At 30.4% G+C, this 17,826-nt stretch carries 13 protein-coding genes; 3 read left to right on the top strand and 10 right to left on the bottom strand.

Features of this window, described 5'->3' with window-relative positions; all coding sequences use genetic code 11:
* Window positions 1–137 precede the first annotated feature (137 nt).
* The 9 genes from ASC36_RS03130 to ASC36_RS03170 all read right to left on the bottom strand — a co-directional run bounded on the left by ASC36_RS03130 (window position 138) and on the right by ASC36_RS03170 (window position 14,509).
* Complete coding sequence (locus ASC36_RS03130; protein ID WP_055425036.1) at window positions 138–1,061, bottom strand: GYDIA family GHMP kinase; 924 nt, start codon at window positions 1,059–1,061, stop codon at window positions 138–140.
* Between the two features lie 20 nt (window positions 1,062–1,081).
* On the bottom strand, window positions 1,082–1,492 hold the full coding sequence (locus tag ASC36_RS03135; protein ID WP_055425037.1) for an acyl-CoA thioesterase: 411 nt from the start codon (window positions 1,490–1,492) through the stop codon (window positions 1,082–1,084).
* An 89-nt stretch (window positions 1,493–1,581) separates the two neighbouring features.
* A complete protein-coding gene (locus ASC36_RS03140; RefSeq protein WP_055425038.1) occupies window positions 1,582–3,537 on the bottom strand; it encodes a putative porin in 1,956 nt (651 codons plus the stop codon).
* A gap of 308 nt (window positions 3,538–3,845) precedes the next feature.
* A complete protein-coding gene (locus ASC36_RS03145; RefSeq protein WP_055425039.1) occupies window positions 3,846–5,261 on the bottom strand; it encodes a RagB/SusD family nutrient uptake outer membrane protein in 1,416 nt (471 codons plus the stop codon).
* A gap of 17 nt (window positions 5,262–5,278) precedes the next feature.
* The gene (locus ASC36_RS03150; protein WP_055425040.1) at window positions 5,279–8,350 is read right to left on the bottom strand and encodes a SusC/RagA family TonB-linked outer membrane protein; all 3,072 of its coding nucleotides are present in this window, start codon (window positions 8,348–8,350) and stop codon (window positions 5,279–5,281) included.
* A 254-nt stretch (window positions 8,351–8,604) separates the two neighbouring features.
* Window positions 8,605–11,451, bottom strand: coding sequence for a translation initiation factor IF-2 (gene infB, locus ASC36_RS03155; protein ID WP_055425041.1), 2,847 nt, complete (start codon window positions 11,449–11,451; stop codon window positions 8,605–8,607).
* Between the two features lie 62 nt (window positions 11,452–11,513).
* The gene (gene nusA, locus ASC36_RS03160; RefSeq protein ID WP_055425042.1) at window positions 11,514–12,749 is read right to left on the bottom strand and encodes a transcription termination factor NusA; all 1,236 of its coding nucleotides are present in this window, start codon (window positions 12,747–12,749) and stop codon (window positions 11,514–11,516) included.
* A 19-nt stretch (window positions 12,750–12,768) separates the two neighbouring features.
* Window positions 12,769–13,236, bottom strand: a complete 468-nt coding sequence (rimP, locus tag ASC36_RS03165; RefSeq protein ID WP_055425043.1) for a ribosome assembly cofactor RimP — start codon at window positions 13,234–13,236, stop codon at window positions 12,769–12,771.
* Between the two features lie 202 nt (window positions 13,237–13,438).
* Complete coding sequence (locus ASC36_RS03170) at window positions 13,439–14,509, bottom strand: putative type IX sorting system protein PorV2 (protein WP_449371651.1); 1,071 nt, start codon at window positions 14,507–14,509, stop codon at window positions 13,439–13,441.
* 194 nt (window positions 14,510–14,703) lie between these two features.
* Between ASC36_RS03170 and ASC36_RS03175 the strand changes: the two genes are divergently transcribed.
* The 3 genes from ASC36_RS03175 to ASC36_RS03185 are packed head-to-tail and all read left to right on the top strand — an operon-like array spanning window position 14,704 to window position 16,800.
* Window positions 14,704–15,450: a CDP-alcohol phosphatidyltransferase family protein gene (locus tag ASC36_RS03175; protein ID WP_055425044.1), complete on the top strand. Its 747-nt coding sequence runs from the start codon at window positions 14,704–14,706 to the stop codon at window positions 15,448–15,450.
* On the top strand, window positions 15,431–16,195 hold the full coding sequence (locus ASC36_RS03180) for a 3'-5' exonuclease (RefSeq protein ID WP_055425045.1): 765 nt from the start codon (window positions 15,431–15,433) through the stop codon (window positions 16,193–16,195). Before ASC36_RS03175 ends, ASC36_RS03180 begins: the two co-directional genes overlap by 20 nt.
* Complete coding sequence (locus ASC36_RS03185) at window positions 16,192–16,800, top strand: fumarylacetoacetate hydrolase family protein (protein ID WP_055425046.1); 609 nt, start codon at window positions 16,192–16,194, stop codon at window positions 16,798–16,800. The genes ASC36_RS03180 and ASC36_RS03185 overlap by 4 nt, the downstream gene beginning before the upstream one ends.
* Window positions 16,801–16,805: 5 nt before the next feature.
* On the opposite strand, the gene ASC36_RS03190 is transcribed toward ASC36_RS03185, so the two are convergent.
* Entirely contained in the window at window positions 16,806–17,501 is a 696-nt protein-coding gene (locus tag ASC36_RS03190) for a DUF421 domain-containing protein (RefSeq protein ID WP_055425047.1), read from the bottom strand.
* Between the last annotated feature and the right edge of the window lie 325 nt (window positions 17,502–17,826).

Here is a 17,826-nt window from a genome sequence, read left to right on the forward strand (position 1 = left end):
TTTAAAAATCTAAAACAGAGGCAAACACTAACCAATATCATAAACAAGTATATATCAAATAATTATAATATTAAATTATTATTATCGTTAGCACCTCAATTACTATCTATGTGTTTTCCCCAAAATTTATACAAATGCTACCGTATAAGATCCTTATAATTTTTGATTACATCATACCCTTTATTTTTAAAATATTCTTCCGTAAATTCAAATTTTTCAGCCATAATAAAATCCCCTCCCCAAGCTCCTAGACTTTTAATAAATCCGGGGTAATCGTTGAATAAAACCTTTTTTACAGGATCTAATTTTATAAACTCGGAAATCATTTGCTCATGTTCTGAAATAAGAGTTCTAAATTGATTAAAAGTAATTTTAGAATTAGTAATTTTTTGGGTTATCTTTGAAATATCGTCAATAAGACGTTGAGATTTTTTTCTTTGTTTATAATGTTGTATACCTTCTCTTGAATTTTGCTTTTGATTCAAATAAATAAATATAAGATTTTCTGTTATTTCTGATGATAACTCAACCTTATTAATATTCTTTAATTCGTCTTCTTTGAGTTGATAAGTAATAGGTGTATTGGCATTGGCACAGGCTATATCATAGCCACTCCCTCCAAAAGTTTTTTCTAAAAGTTTATAGGGATTAACTTGTGCCCATTGAGCAATGTTATTGATTAAGGTTGAACTGGTTCCTAACCCCCAATTTTCGGGAAAGTCCAATCTTGTAGTAAACTCATATCCCACATGATTTTGTAATTTTACACTTCTCAGTTTTTGAACTTGTTTAAAAATATGAAGTAATTTTTTTGAAAAATTCAGGTTCGTCGTTTCTTCTATTTTGTTGTCATGTATATCCAAAACAGTTTTAAACCATAATTTTCCATCATTTTTGTAAGCAATCCATACCGTTTTTTTAGGATGCTTTTCCATTTCATATACTTCTAGAGATTGACCCAATCGAGCAGGTAGTGCCAAACTTAACGCACCATCCAGTACTGTATATTCTCCGGTTAGAAGTAACTTACCGTTACTTTTAAATTTTTGTAAAACACTCAAATTGTATGAGTTTATTTTATTTATTTTTGAAAATATTTAGCAAATGATTCATCTAATATTGCCGGCATACTTACACGTCCATTTACAACACTTACTACTTCTGCTTTTGCCTCAGAACATACTTTGTTATCGGATTTGCGTATAATTTTTTGATTAAATATATATCGTATTCCTTCTTTTTCCAATGAATCTATGGTGCAGAAAAATTGCTCTCCTCCTCTTAGTGAGTTCATATAGCGTACATGTATGCTTATTAAAACTAAATCGATTCCTTTTTGATGCAAATCGTAAAAATCAAGCCCGTTATGCTCTAAAAACTCATGACGAGCTACTTCATAATAATGTTGATAATTTGCATTGTTTACGATGCCTTGTGCATCACATTCGTAATCGCGTACTTTCAAATCGATTTCAAAAAGAGGAGTATTCATAATATAACTTTTTACACGTAATAGTAAACACTAATTTATGGAAAATTTTGCTTATAAAAAAGGAATAATAAAAATTTTATTTAATGTTTTTAAGTGAATATATACCAAAGTATTCCTACATTTAAACGAAAATCCGTGTACGGATTGAGTGGTGAACTATAGAATTTATAACCACTAAAACTGGAATTGAAATGTTGTCCTTCTAGTATTATCAACATTCTTTTGACTTTAAAATGCAGAAATAAATCTAAAACGGGATATTCTCCTATATTGTAATTTTCTGTTTTAGATTGTAATCTAAACTCATTAATTACAGGCACAAACAGTCTGGATTGGAATTTATTAAAGTAATAAGCATTTAATCCTAATTGAAATTCTGCATTGTTTTTAAATGCCTTTGATTGGTAATAAATGGTTGCTCTACCTATAAAATTTGGCAAGGGCAACAGTGGTTTATTATCGGTAACATTTTGATAAGCTAAATGAGTTTCTAAGTGGAACTTTTTATATTGAAAGCTGTTTTTTATGCCTACTTGTACTATATCCACAGAGGATGAAAACTGTTTAGGCAGATAATCGCTATCTAAATAAGTATAATTTTTTATATTATAAAATTGTGTGAAAACTCGTGTGTTATATGGCCTAATATGTAATTCTCCGCCTACTTGTACAGTTTTTTCGTTTTCCGGATCTTGCACAAAATAATTCATGGACTTATAAAAGCTTTGATTATATAGCAGGTTTAAGGACGGTAGCTGTGAGTTAACTCCTAGATTAATCCCTACATAATAATCTTTTAATGGACTTATTATTAAATAATTATCTAAGTAATATGAATTTTTAAACTCGTTTCCTGTCATGGCTTCTCCTTGAGTTTTTAATACTATTTCTTTTTTCCAATTGAAAGAGAGTTTTCCTGCTATTCCTATTCGGTCATCTTTTAAATTTTTTGGAAAGGTTATACTAGGATCTACTATTCTATCCAAGTTAAATTCTAAATGTTCATATTTAAATCCTGTTTCCAAATGTAATTTATCATTCCAATCAAAAACTGCCATTGACCGACTGGTAATTTTTCTAAGTTTTTTAGTATTATAATGACTTTTTAAATTATCTGCATTAAAAATCCCTTTTTTATCTGAAAAATAGGTGTTAAGGTTTTTAAATTCTTCGTAGGTATAGTGAGAGGATTCTGCTGTAAAAATATTTTTTATAGATAACGGATATGTGTTTTTTCCTGAATTAATTATCCCTAATTGTTGTCCTAGATAAAATCTCCGTCTTCCGTATTTTGATTGCGCTCCAGTCAGATTTACTTCCATTCGGTCCCGATCTTTGAATCTACTATCTCCATCTTCAAAGTTTTTAGGAAATTGTATTCCTCCATTTTCTTCATCATCTACGTTGGCAGTTATATAATGAGTCCACAAATTATATTTTTGATTTTTAGTATGATAGTTAAGGGTAAATAAAAGTGTATTGTTGGATGATAATTGTTCTAAATATTTTCCTTCTGAGCGTAATCCTCTGTATTGAATGGAGTAATTAAGTTTTGAGTTTATATTATGTGTAAATAAGCTTGATAATGAATGCCCCTGTTTATACCCATTATTGTATTGGAATTCCGTCATCGGTGTTTGAACATCAAAATATCTTACTTCATCTGCTTCAATAAGGTTGAAAGATTTTCCCGTGGGAATTAAATCTATTTCAGAATTAATTTTAGTTGAATATAGTAACGGATTAAAGGCATGTCCTATATTGGAAAACGGCATAGCACCAAAACTATCTTTATGATTGTACATTTTATTTTTATAGTACTTATTTATAGTTAATACAGTATCAAAAACTTCCTTAGTATTATTTTCTGTCCAATATTTATAGGATTGTATGGTAGGATTATAAAATTTTATAGAGTCAGAAACTGAAGTCGTTATATTAGTTGCAGGCAGCTGGTTTGTTTTATCTTCTGTTACCTGAGCAAAAGAAAATATTGAAACTATATTTGAAAAAAAACAGATAAAAAATATTTTAGTTCTACTCATGTACGTAAACAATATGCAAATATAAAAATAAAAAAAAGGCAAAAAAACCGACTGTTTATTCTATATGTAATATTATCCTTAATATCTGTTAAAATAATGCCGAATATCATCATTTATACCCTATATTTTAAGTTTATTTTATTATTATATAGTTTAAGAGATTTATAAAACTATTTGTTTTAAGGATTTATATATGCATATTATTTATTTAAATAAGATTGTTAAACCAAAGCTTAAATCAATAAACAAAAGTTACCTATAAAAAAAACCACCTTATTTAAGGTGGTTTTTATCGTATTTATAATCATTCAATAACCTTTATTTTGTTGGTCTTTGCTTATTCCTGAATTATTATCTATTTCAGCTTGTGGTATTGGAAAAGCTAATCTGTAATCTCCTAATGGCAGAGTGATATCTTGCTCTCCTGTTAAATCTGTTCTAGTTAAGGTTTTATTCCATCTTAATAAATCCCAAACTCTGAATCCTTCTCCTACTAATTCTTTCCTTCTTTCTTCTTTTAAATCATCCATAGTTAGAGTCGTTAATGGCATAATTCCTCTTTGGGCTCTAATTCCGTTAATTAATTCTAAAGCTTCATCATTAGAACCACCTCCTCCCATTAGTATAGCTTCTACCTGATTTAAAGCAATTTCTTCATATCTTACTAACTTTTGATTGGATTCTCCTGTCAATACCGGATATTTACCTTCCATATAGGTTGCATTTTTAGAAGAATTTTGACGTAACATTCCGGTCTTATCTTTATTATCTTTTTTTATTCTAGCTCTAATATCATCAGGGTCATATGCTGAGACTAAACTCGGATTTATTCTGGTATTTGCATATCCATCTAGTGAAAAAATATAACCTACACCTGATGTGCCTATCGCACCTGCAACACCATAGGCTAATTCAAATATTGAGTTAAGCCCTTCAATCCTCCAACTTGTTACATATAACCCTTTGTCGATGGGAGCATATTGGCCAGTTACTTCGCTGGCATATTTATAGACATTTTTATAGTCTTCTTTGTATAAATAGTATCTTGACATCAATCCTGCTATAGCTCCCTTAGTTAATGTTTGCTTAACATCCAGATTGTGCACTGATTTTTCATATGCTTGTTGAAAGTCAGATTCAATTTGAGCATAACATTCTTCTAATGTTGCTCTTGATACTGCAAATGATGCTGGATTATTGGTATTATCTAAAATCAATGGTACTCCTAAATTTTTATCCTGGGTATATTTTTGTCCGAATAATTTAATTAGATCGAAATATGCCCAAGCTCGTATAGCGTAGGCTTGTGATTTTATTTCGTTAATTTTTTCTTCTGAAGTTCCGTCTGTGAGGGTTGCATTTATAACAATATTTGCATTAGATATTACCCGATAAATTCTTTTCCAAGTGTCACTGGCATAACTATCAGTTGCATTCATGGTAAATTGAGAAACCGTCATATATCTTCCTGAAGAACCTGTTGAATACATTTCGTCACTTCCTCTAACCTCCCCAAATACTATATAATTACAACCGTAATAATATTGAGATCTCATCAAAGCATAGGTTCCGTTCATAAACGTTTCCAGCTGCCCTAATGTTGTAATGGGGGTATCTTCTATTATATCGTTTTGCTGCAATTTTGGATCTGTAAAATCATCTGAGCATGATACTGTTGAAATTAATGATGATAAAACAGTTGCTAATATTATAATTTTTTTCATGGTTATCTTCTTATTATTTAAAATCCGACATTAACTCCAACAGTAAATGTTTTTAATATGGGTTGTTCAAAATTACTTCCGCCTCCATTAACATTTTGTTCTGGCTCTAATTTCAGGTGTCTTACTTTACTATCAAAGCAATAGGTCCAAATATTAGTACCTCTTAAATATATTTTAAGATTAGTAAGTCCTATATCATCTAGTACTGATTTTGAAAAAGTATATCCAATTGTTAAATCTCTTAATCTTATGAAATCACCATCATATAAAAATCTAGTTGAAGAATAGTTTGATTTGGAATCGTTGGTAAGTATAGGTTTTGGATTAGATGCATTAGGATTATCCGGTGTCCAGAAATCGCCTTGTTCTTCATAGCCGCCATATATGTGTATATATTGTCCGTCACTAGTGGTATAATTTCTCCATCCATCATATATTTTATGACCAAAGTTACCGCTGAATGTTGCAGATAAAGATATCCTTTTATAGGATAGATCTGTTGAAACTCCCGCCATGTATTTAGGAAGTGTAGTTCCTTGAACAGCTCTCTCTGCCTTATTATATTCTGTTGTAACTTCTCCTCCTTTACCATTCACATACCATTGTCCTTCTCCTGTAGTCGGGTTGACTCCTGCCCATTTTCTCATATACCAACTTTTTACTGCTTCTCCTTTTCTAACAATATTTACTCCTGTAATGGATTCACCCAGTGGTAGGCTTGTTACCTCATTTTTTACATAAGTGAAATTTCCTGAAACATACCAGTTAAAACCTTCCGGAGTATCTGATTTAATTACAGTACCCCCTAAATCTAATTCTATCCCTTTATTTACCATATCTCCAGCGTTAACCAATACAGTAGAAAAACCTGTTGTTAGCGATATACCCTTAGGGAATATTAAATCTTTTGTTTTCTTATGAAAATAAGAAGCTGAAAAATTCAATCTATGGTTAAAGAATTCTGTTTCAAAACCTGCATCAAATTGTCTAATCTTTTCCCAGGTAAAATCTTTATAACCTAATTGATAAATATATCCTCCGGCAGCATCATTATAATTTAGATTATATCCATATTGTGCAAAAGAATTTAAATCGTCATATAATAGTTGGTTTCCTAATTCTCCGTATGAAGCTTTAATTTTTAATAAATTAACGGATGATCCGATTAAAAATCTTTCATTAGAAATATCATAGGCTGCTCCGACTGACCAAAATGTGCCCCATTTATTTTCTGAACTAAAGTTATTCAACGCTTCTCTTCTTACTGTTCCGTCAAGAAAATATTTTCTACTGTAATCGTAACTTATGTTCGCTGCATATGCATTTCTGGTAGCCATATAGCCATTTCCATTTGTTTCTTCGTTTTTAACAAAATTATCTGTAGAATATAACCCTAATCTACCTAATGTTGTATTAGAAGTACTTAAATATTTGTAGTCTTTTTTATAAGCTTCTTGTATAATTCGTGCATCAAAATGGTGATTCTCTCCTACTGTGAAAAAATAATTTAAAATATTCTGTACATTCCAGTTAAAATATCTTACTCTTTCATTGATCATTCTTCCATTTGTGTTTGCCCCGTCTCCATGAATAGGGTTATCATATTTATCTCTTTCGATGTTTATATACTCAGGTGCAAAATTTATAATATATTTTAAATTATTAATGATTTTGTATTGCCCTTGTACATTAGCAAAAACTCTGGCAGTTTTAGTGGTTATATAATTGTTTTCCAATAAATAAGCGGCATTAAACATACCGTTAAACATTCTTCCCCTTTTTCCTAAATTGTAACTTCCATCTGGATTTTTAGCCTGATCTGTTGGTAACATAAAGTATTTAGTTAATAGCGGGTTAGAAAAATATCCCCCGTTTAATACACTATTTTGTTTGGTATATGCGGCATTGATGTCTGTACGTATGGTTAATCTGTCAGTTGCTGTATAATCAGTTGCTAATCTTCCGCTAACTCTATCAAAATCTGTACTTCTTACTGTTCCTTCTTGTGAAAAATAATTAAGTGAGGAAGCGTATTTTAATTTTTCGGAACCTCCGGTTACTCCTATATTAAGACTATTTTGAGAGGTATAATCTCTTTCCACTAGTTTAGTCCAATCTGTAACCGGTGTTTTACCATCCCATAATGGTAACGTTGTTTCTTTGGGAGCTAATTCATTCGTAATATAATCTATTGCTTCCTGTTCAGTTATATTCTTTTTATTTTTGACAGCTTCTGTTAAAACTCTATTCCATGTTCCCGGAGTAATTGATTTAGGTCCTTTTACCGCTTTTTTTCCAAAGCCTCTTTCTAAATCAACCGTAAATTTGGCTTTTCCATTTTTTCCTTTTTTGGTAGTTATCACAATTACTCCTGCTCCTGCATCTGCTCCATATAAGGAGGTTGCTGCTGCATCTTTTAGCACAGTATACGACTCTATATCATTGGGATTGATTGTTGCTAAAACGTTAGTGGACGGATCTGTTTCGGAATTATTTCTATTGTTAGTTAAATTACCTGAAGATATTCTTACCCCATCAATTATATATATCGGATTATTATTCCCGTTTACAGAGGTTATACCCCTTAATCTTACTTGTGCAAGTCCCCCCGGCTGTCCGGTAGATGAATTTACAGATAAACCTGAAACTCTTCCTGCCAATGCTTTATCAAATGATGCAATCGGGGCATTTGATATATCCGATCCTTTTACGACAGATGCTGTTCCTACCACATCTTTGGCATCCCTTATCCTTCCAAACCCTAAGACAACTACTTCATCAATTTCTTTTTCGTCTTTTTTCTCAATTTTTTTCGAAAATTTAAATATTAAATCATCTTTTGCCATTACTTCTTCAGAATCTTCTTCTAAATTAGTAATTACTAAAACATCACCAACTTTCCCTGCAGATAATTCAAAATTACCCTCCTCATCGGTTCTTGTAAAAGTATTCGTTCCCTTAATTTCGACCTTTGCTCCTATGGCAGGTTCACCATCAGCCTCTTGTACGTTACCTTTAATTTGCCCAAAAGCAAATTGTCCGGATAAGCACAAACCTAGCACGCTTAAAATTTTAAGTTCTTTCCTCATACAATATTATATACTTAGTTAAACAACAAAATTCTAACATTTTTTTAATATATCCAAAAATAATATTAAATTATCTTAAAATATTGATTTTTTGTTATAGAATTAGCCAATTTTATAAATATATATTAAAATAACAGTAAAACGAACTATTTTTTTTGAAAGAACATTATAATAATAATATAGATAGCATAAAAATAAAAAAGCTGTATAAAAATTTCATACAGCTTTTTTAGTAGTTATTTATAATTTTACAATTAAATCTTCAATTTTTTCTTTACCTCTACTTCTTCATATACTTCTAATAAATCGCCTATCTGTATATCATTATAATTTTTAATATTCAATCCACATTCGTATCCTTTGCTTACTTCCTTTACATCATCCTTAAATCTTTTTAAACTTTCAAGCTCTCCTGTATAAACAACTATTCCTTCTCTTATAATACGTATTTTAGAATTCCTGTTAATTATTCCATCTAAAACCATACACCCTGCAATAGTTCCCACCTTCGAGATTTTAAAGGTTTCTCGAATTTCAACATTTCCAATAATTTGTTCCCTTATTTCAGGAGAAAGCATACCTTCCATGGCTTCTTTAACATCATTAATTACGTCATATATAATAGAATAGGTTCTGATTTCAATTTCTTCTCTCTCTGCTAAATCTCTGGCACTAAGATTGGGACGAATGTTAAATCCAACTAATATAGCATCTGAAGCTACTGCTAATAAGATATCGGACTCTGTGATTTGACCAACCCCCTTATGAATAATATTAATTTGAATCTGATCATTAGATAATTTTTGTAAAGAATCTGTTAATGCTTCCACCGAACCATCTACATCTCCTTTTAAGATAATATTTAATTCTTTAAAATCACCTAATGCTATTCTTCTTCCTATTTCATCTAAAGTTATATGTTTTTGAGTCCTTATGGACTGCTCTCTTATTAATTGCTCGCGTTTATTAGCAATTTGTTTTGCCTCTTTTTCATCCTCAAATACTCTGAATTTATCACCAGCAGTAGGTGCTCCATCTAAACCTAAAACAGTTACCGGAACTGAAGGCCCAGCTTCTTTCATAGGTTTTCCTCTTTCATCCATCATAGCTCTTACTTTTCCATGATTTTTTCCTGCTAAAATATAGTCTCCTACTCGCAAAGTTCCATTTTGTACTAATATTGTCGAAACATAACCTCTACCTTTATCTAGAGCTGCTTCGATGACAACTCCATTAGATAATCTGTTGGGATTGGCTTTCAGATCTAAAATTTCAGCTTCCAATAAAACTTTTTCAAGTAATACATCAACATTAGTCCCAAATTTAGCGGAAATTTCTTGAGATTGAATATTACCTCCCCAATCTTCGACTAAAAGGTTCATTTGTGACAGCTCCTCTTTAATTTTATCCGGATTGGAATTAGGCTTATCAATTTTATTAATTGCAAATATCATAGGAACACCTGCTGCTTGAGCATGACTAATAGCCTCTTTAGTTTGTGGCATCACATTATCATCAGCCGCAACTACAATTATTGCTAAATCTGTAACTTGAGCACCACGCGCTCTCATTGCTGTAAACGCCTCATGTCCGGGAGTATCTAAAAATGTTATTTTTTGATCATTGGAAAGCTTTACATTATAAGCTCCTATATGTTGTGTAATACCCCCTGATTCACCGGCAATCACATTGGTATTTCTTATGTAGTCTAACAACGATGTTTTTCCATGGTCGACATGCCCCATTACGGTAACAATTGGAGCTCTGGTAACCAAATCTTCTTCTTTATCTTGATCTTCTTCTATAGCGGAATCATCTACTTCTGAATCAGTAAATTCAATTTTATAACCAAATTCATCTGCTACTAATACCATGGTATCGGCATCTAACCGTTGATTCATGGTTACCATAACACCTAAAGAAAAACATGCGGAAATAATTTCTGTTGCTGCAACATTCATTAGACTTGCCAACTCGTTTACTGTAATATACTCAGTTACTTTTATGGTATTATCTTTTCTTTCTTGTTCGTGTAATTCCGCTTCTTGCTCTCTTCTTAAAATTCTCTTATCCCTTCTGAATTTTGAACTTTTAGATTTTCCACCTTTAGATGTTAATTTTTCTAAAGTCTCTTTAATTTGATTTTTTACTTGTTCATCAGTTAATTCTGCAGGACGAACATTTCTGTTAATTCCGCCTGAATTTGTACGTCTGTTTCCTCCACCTTTTTTAAAGTTTTTATTTTGTCCTTGACCAGATCCGCCTTTCTTATCTCCATTGCTATTAATTGATTTGGCAACTGCATTTACATCAACTTTAGAATCTTTTACAATTCTTTTTCTTTTCTTTTTTTCAGAATTTGAATTTTCTTTGTTGACTTTTTTGGGTTTTTGAAATTGAGTTAAATCAATTTTTTGACCTGTAATTTTCGGCCCATCTAATTTCTGATATTGGGTCTCCAACTTTTCAGGTTCGTCATCCTGTGATCTTTTTTCATTTTCTTCAACCTTTGAAGGTGAAGAAACGATTTGAGGTTTTTCTGATTTTATTTCTTCATTAATTTCCTGTTTCGGCTCATCTACAATACTCTTCTCCTTCGGCTTTTTAACAGGATGTGTGGGTTCTTTAGCCCTTTGAAGATCTTCCGGTGATATTTTTCCGACTATTTTAATGCCCGATTTCTTTTCTTCAACTGGTTTTATTTCTTTTTGCTCAAGAATTTGAGAGGGAATTACTTTTACTTCTTCTTTCTCTTTCTCTTTTCGAAAATCTTTTTTTGCTTTTTTATGAGCATCAAGGTCTATTTTACCTATAGTTTTAGGTGCAGCTATTTCATCGGCTTTAACCTTAAATATTTCCGGTTGCTCCACCTTCTCTTCCTTTCTTCTTTCCGGAATTTTATTTATGACCACATCTAAAGACGCATCTTTTTTCATTTTATCTTCTGAAAATTCAGTAACTAAGAGCTGATACGCTTTTTGATCTAACTTTACGTTAGGGTTTTTCTCAATCCCGACATTTTGAGAATGTAAATATTCAACTGCTCTGTCAAGAGAGATGTTAAGGTCTTTTAATACTTTACTTAATCGAATACCCGACATATATACTTTGTTGTTATTCTATTTTTTTTACAAATATGATAATTTATTGGAAGAAATTCATATTATTCTTCAAATTCTTCTTTTAAAATACGGATTACATCTATGATAGTTTCTTCTTCTAAATCCGTTAATTCTAATAAATCATTTACATCTTTTTCTAATACAGATCTTGCTGTATCTAATCCTACTTTTTTCAATTCCTCAATAACCCAGCTTTCTATTTCATCGGAAAATTCTGTCAATTCAATATCTTCTTCTTCAGGTTCATCTCTTCTTACATCAATCTCATATCCTGTTAACCAACTAGCCAATTTAATATTTTGCCCACCTTTACCTATAGCTTTAGAAACTTCTTCCGGTCTCAAGAAAACCACTGCATGTTTATTTTCCTCATCTAATTCCATTGAAGACACTTTCGCTGGGCTAAGTGCTCTTTGGATAAACAATTGCTGATTATTGGTATAACTGATTACATCTATATTTTCATTTCTTAATTCTCTTACAATTGAATGGATTCTAGATCCCTTCATACCTACACATGCTCCTACAGGATCTATCCTGTCATCATATGATTCTACTGCAACTTTGGCTTTTTCCCCAGGTATACGCACTGTTTTCTTTATGGTAATTAAACCGTCATATATTTCAGGAATCTCAAATTCAAACAATTTTTCTAAAAATTTCGGTGAAGTTCTAGATAGAATTATCAACGGCTTTCCACCTTTAAATCCAACTTCCTCAACTACAGCTTTTACTGTTTCTCCTTTTCTAAAGAAATCAGATGGTATTTGATTTTCTTTAGGAAGTATCATGTCATTTTGATCTTCATCCACTAATATAACCTGCTTGTGACGAATGTAATGCACTTCACCGCTTACAATCTCTCCTTCAATAGATTTAAACTTTTCATATAAATTAGAGTTATCGTATTCTGCTATTTTAGTATTCAATACTTGTTTGAATGCAAGAATATTCCTTCTTCCTAATTCATTCAATTCGATTTTTTGAGTATATTCTTCTCCAACTTCAAAACTTGGATCAATTTTTCTAACTTCACTAATTTCTATTTCTAATAAATCATCTTCAGACATTTCATCTTCGACGATTTTCCTATTCAAATATATTTCCAAGTCACCTTTATCCGGGTTAACAATAACATCAAAATGATCATCTGAACCATATCTTTTTCTTAAAACGGTTTTCATTGATTCTTCAACAATCGCCATTAAAGTAATTCTATCTATGTTTTTTTCGTCTTTAAAATCTGCAAATGATTCTATTAACTCTATGCTATCCATCGGTCCGTTCTAATTTAAATTAAAATTTTATATTTATTGTTGCTCTTTTTATATCGTTGTAGGGTATTTGTTCTTTGACTTCTATAGTTACATTACCTTTACCTCTTTCTTTAGCTCTTCTTTCCTTCCATATAAGATCTACTTTTTCTTCATCTGCTTCCATTATAATTCCATTTAACTCTCTATTTTCTATGGTAATTATCTTTAATTCTCTTCCCTTATTTTTAAGATATTGTCTTGGATATAATAAAGGATTGTCTATGCCATAAGAATAGACTGACAATTCGAAATCCTCCTCTTCTCTATCTAAGTTATTTTCAATAGCTCTACTACAATCTAAACAATCCTGTACTGAAACTCCATTATCACCATCTATGGTAACCTCTATTTTATTAGTTTTAGAAATTTTACAAGATATTAAAAACAAATCTGTCCTAGTTTGAAGAAAATCTTCTAATAATACATTTACTTTCTCTTCTAATGTCATAATAACACCTTCTAATAAAAACTAAATTTCAATCATAATTTACTATACTTTTCTAAGAATAAAGTACAAAAAAAAGCCCTTGTAGATAGGCTTTTAATAATCTTTTAAATCCCAAAAACTTTACAAATGTAACACTTATTTTCTAAATAATAAAATTATACTCTCTATGTATAAGATAATTACACTCCTATATTCTATAAAATTATTTAATAAACTCAGCCATATCAATTTTAACTGAAAATATATTAGAATATAAAGCAATTGAAGAGTTTCCTATATTGGTTAGAGCATAATCTACCGTTACTCCTTTGTAACGAAAACCTATACCCGCATTAGGTTGAATGGTTAATTTTCTTGAATCGTCAAATCGGGTCTCATATTGCATATTATTTAAGCCTGCTCGTACGTACACAACTTGATCATAATCGAACTCTACCCCTATGGAAGGAGACATACTTACCGCATCAGATGAAATCCAATCATTGTTTTTATCAAATTCAAAGTTTAAATCTAACTCTGCCAATAACCCGATTTTTTTATTTAAATCAAATTTTTTGGCGGCTCCTAATTTCAATTTAGGCATGGTAAGCTCTATTTTATCTTTAGGAGCTTCATTAAGTGTTTCCTCGTCTAATTCTAACTTATTTAATTTTTTTTCATTTACAGACCATGCATTAAAAGTTGTACTTATATCTCTGGCCATAACTCCAAAATAAAATTTATCTTGAGTCCGATATTGTAATCCTGCATCTAAACCAAAACCAAATGCATTAGCAAATTTACCGATATGTCTATATACAATTTTTGCATTGGCACCTATCGAAAGATTAGGATCATTAAATAAATTACCGGCATAGGAAGCCATAAATGCATAATCCGCAGTTGAAAAACGGCTTATTTTATTATAATCTATATTTCCCTGCTTATCTATTAATTGAGTAGTATTCATAATATCATCTACGGCAAATCGGTATAGTGAAAAACCAATAGTGCCTTCTGTTCCACTATTTAATGGAATAGCAGCAGCTGCATATTCATATTTGGCGATAGACTGAAAATATTCTGCATGCATCAAAGCTCCTTGCCAGGAATCTCTAACTTCCGTCAGTCCTGCCGGGTTCCAGTATGCGGCATTTACATCAGATATATTGGCTACTACATTATTACCCATTCCGAAAGCCCGAGCATCCGCTCCGATATTCAAAAATTCGTTAGAATACTTTCTAAAAGCTTGTGCATGAAGATTTGCATTTGCGCAAGTAGTACAAATGATAAAGACTAATTTAATTTTTTTTAAAAATTTCCCTTTCAAATAATATTATCTTTTGAAAAAATCAACTATTCTTTAAACGTTAAAAACTATTTTTTTATTACTTAGGTTACTCTGGATTTTTAAAAATAATTCTTACTTTTATAACTTAATTAGCTTTGTATTTGATTATACTTTATTTATAAAATAATAGAAAAATGAAATATCTTCCCAATACACTCACTCTTGCTAATTTACTTTGTGGTAGCATTGCGTGTATTTTAACAATAATAAAAACTCCCATAAATTATATTTTAATTCTGCTTCTGTGTTCTTTGATTTTTGATTTTTTCGATGGTTTTGCTGCTCGTCTTGCAAAGGTTTCAGGAGATTTTGGAAAAGAGCTTGATAGTTTGGCAGATATCGTTACTTTTGGTGTATTACCCGGCTTATTTATGTTTACCATGCTGGGAGGAGATGATTTTTATGCGCGTCTAAATAATTTGTCAAACGGATTTATTCATAATAAATATATAGTACTATTTCCTTTTTTGGGATTGTTAATTACTTTATTTTCTGCTTTACGCCTTGCTAAATTTAATTTAGATGAAGAGCAAAGCTATTATTTTAAAGGATTGCCTACACCTGCAAATACTATATTGATATTTTCATTATACTATTTACATCAGAGTCATACTTTTTTATTATTGGATAATTGCTGGTTTTTATTATCCATTACGGCATTATCTAGTTATTTGCTGGTTGCTAATATTCCACTATTAGCGTTTAAATTTAAAAATTTTAAATGGAAAGATAATTCTCTCGTATTTTCTTTTCTTATAATATGTATAGTTATGTTAATTTTTCTTAAAATATCAGCTATACCATTACTTATTTTAATTTACCTAATTTTATCAATTATATTTAGAAAAAAAATCATTTCTAATGGACCTAAAACTACATAAATCAATCTGCTTTTTCGATCTGGAAACTACCGGAATAAATATAAGCAAAGACCGGATTGTTGAAATAAGTATATTTAAAGTTAATCCTGATCAATCTAAGGAGAGCAAAACTTGGAGAGTTAATCCGGAAATTCCAATTCCTAAAGAATCCTCTTTAATTCATGGGATTTATGATCAAGATATTGTCGATGCTCCTACATTTAAGGAAATTGCCCCTCAAATTCTGGAAATGATTAAAGATTCTGATCTAGCAGGATATAATTCTAACCGATTCGACATCCCCTTACTTGCTGAAGAACTTTTGCGAAATGGGTTCGAATTTGACACAAAAAAACACCGCCCTATTGATGTTCAAGTTATCTTCCATAAAATGGAACCTAGGAATCTTTCTGCTGCTTATAAATTTTATTGTGATAAAAATTTAGAAAATGCACACTCTGCATCTGCAGATACTTTCGCTACCTATGAAATACTAAAAGCTCAACTTGAAAAATATGAGGAAATTCAAAACGATATGAAATTTCTACATGAGTTTACTTTGCAAAGCAAAAATGCTGACTTGGCCGGATTTGTAGGCATAGATAAAGATGAAGATGAGATTTTCAATTTTGGAAAATATAAAGGGAAGAAATTAAAAAATGTTTTCCTTAGTGATTTAGGGTATTATTCATGGTTAATGAATGCTGATTTTCCTTTATATTCGAAAAAAATTTTTACAAGAGCCAAATTAAAAAGTGTTTTATGAAATTTATCTGTGTAGGAAGAAATTATAGTAATCACGCGAAAGAATTAAACAATGAAATTCCTAAAGAGCCGGTTTTATTTATTAAACCGGATACGGCTTTTGCTAAACCCGGTGATGATTGGTATATTCCTGAATTCACTGAAGACCTTCAACATGAGGTGGAAATTCTCATAAAAATTTCTAAAGTTGGAAAGTATATACAACCGGAATTTGCCGGAAATTATTATTCTGAAATTGGTCTTGGTATTGATTTTACAGCTAGAGACTTACAAGATAAATTAAAAGAAAAAGGGCTTCCTTGGGAAAAATCTAAAGCTTTCGATCGGTCTGCTTTAATTGGAAATTTTGTTAATAAAGAAAAGTTCAATTTAGATAATTTGAATTTTTCTTTAGTTAAAAATGGTCAAATTCAGCAGAAGGGTAATACCTCAGAAATGATTTTTTCATTTAATTTCCTCGTCTCATATATTTCACAATATTTCACTTTAAAAATGGGAGATATAATTTTCACCGGAACTCCATCGGGAGTTTCTAAACTTAAGGAAAATGATTTTCTGGAAGGTTATATTGAAGGTGTGCGGTTTTTTGAAGTAAAAATCAGGTAATAATCTTAATCATTAATCTTCAATTTGTAATCTTGGCTTTTAGGTACAATAAAAAATTTATGTGGTGACCATTGTGCAAGGAAAATTTCTGATACATCATTATATCCTTCTTTTCTTAATTCATTCTTTAGCCAATCTTCTGTTTTATCAATTCCTTCTAAATAAACATGATTAATTTTGCCATCAATAACTAATAATACTGCATATTTATCATAGTCATCTGTAAAAGCAGTAATTGAACCGTCTTGCTCCATTTGAGCAAAATACACTTTTGATATATCATATATACCATTATTTTTTAATACGCTGGCATAAGTCATTATATCAATCTTCGCTTTTTTAAACCCTTCTATATTAAATTTTCCTTTTAATATTAAGGGAATAATTGGACCTTCAACCAATCCCCTTAAACGACTAAATTTTTTGGTGAGAATTGCTATTAAATACACTATTAATGTCCAAATAAACAATACTAAGGCAAATTCCATAATGGATATTTTAGGATTATATATGATTCCACCTACTAGTCCTCCTAAGACTATATTTTGAATTAAATCAATTCCTGAAACTTGGTTTAATATCGTTCGTCCTACTAATTTAATATAAATCAATACAGCGATGAATGCTACAACTAGTTTAATTGATATAAAGATATTATCAAATATATTGAAGTTTCCTATAACAGCATTTTTTAAATCCATGATAATTTTATTTGTAATTTAGTGTTATATACAAAAGTATAAATTAATTTGATAATTTAATACATTATTATCTAATTATTTACTATTTTATTTTAAAGAAATATATATGTACATAATTATAATAAAACAAAAAAGCTGAAATTGTAATGCTTTCAGCTTTTTAATAACACATAAAAATATATATTCAGACAATCTTTCTTACAGCGTTTTAGCTTTTTGTAATCAAATAAATATTAAAATTTTTTGGTTCTTTTTCCAATAAGCTAATTTATCTAAATTTTTAGATTATTTAACATTGTAATTTTAAAATTTTCATAAAATATTA

The sequence above is a fragment of the Apibacter mensalis genome (genome assembly GCF_001418685.1).
Classification (GTDB): Bacteria; Bacteroidota; Bacteroidia; order Flavobacteriales; family Weeksellaceae; genus Apibacter; species Apibacter mensalis.

What these genes read in the sequence shown, in the direction of transcription:
- ASC36_RS03135 (WP_055425037.1), bottom strand. Translation starts at nt 1,492, where the DNA reads ATGAATACTCCTCTTTTTGAAATCGATTTGAAAGTACGCGATTACGAA.
- ASC36_RS03140 (WP_055425038.1), bottom strand. Translation starts at nt 3,537, where the DNA reads ATGAGTAGAACTAAAATATTTTTTATCTGTTTTTTTTCAAATATAGTT.
- ASC36_RS03145 (WP_055425039.1), bottom strand. Translation starts at nt 5,261, where the DNA reads ATGAAAAAAATTATAATATTAGCAACTGTTTTATCATCATTAATTTCA.
- ASC36_RS03150 (WP_055425040.1), bottom strand. Translation starts at nt 8,350, where the DNA reads ATGAGGAAAGAACTTAAAATTTTAAGCGTGCTAGGTTTGTGCTTATCC.
- infB (WP_055425041.1), bottom strand. Translation starts at nt 11,451, where the DNA reads ATGTCGGGTATTCGATTAAGTAAAGTATTAAAAGACCTTAACATCTCT.
- nusA (WP_055425042.1), bottom strand. Translation starts at nt 12,749, where the DNA reads ATGGATAGCATAGAGTTAATAGAATCATTTGCAGATTTTAAAGACGAA.
- rimP (WP_055425043.1), bottom strand. Translation starts at nt 13,236, where the DNA reads ATGACATTAGAAGAGAAAGTAAATGTATTATTAGAAGATTTTCTTCAA.
- ASC36_RS03175 (WP_055425044.1), top strand. Translation starts at nt 14,704, where the DNA reads ATGAAATATCTTCCCAATACACTCACTCTTGCTAATTTACTTTGTGGT.
- ASC36_RS03180 (WP_055425045.1), top strand. Translation starts at nt 15,431, where the DNA reads ATGGACCTAAAACTACATAAATCAATCTGCTTTTTCGATCTGGAAACT.
- ASC36_RS03185 (WP_055425046.1), top strand. Translation starts at nt 16,192, where the DNA reads ATGAAATTTATCTGTGTAGGAAGAAATTATAGTAATCACGCGAAAGAA.
- ASC36_RS03190 (WP_055425047.1), bottom strand. Translation starts at nt 17,501, where the DNA reads ATGGATTTAAAAAATGCTGTTATAGGAAACTTCAATATATTTGATAAT.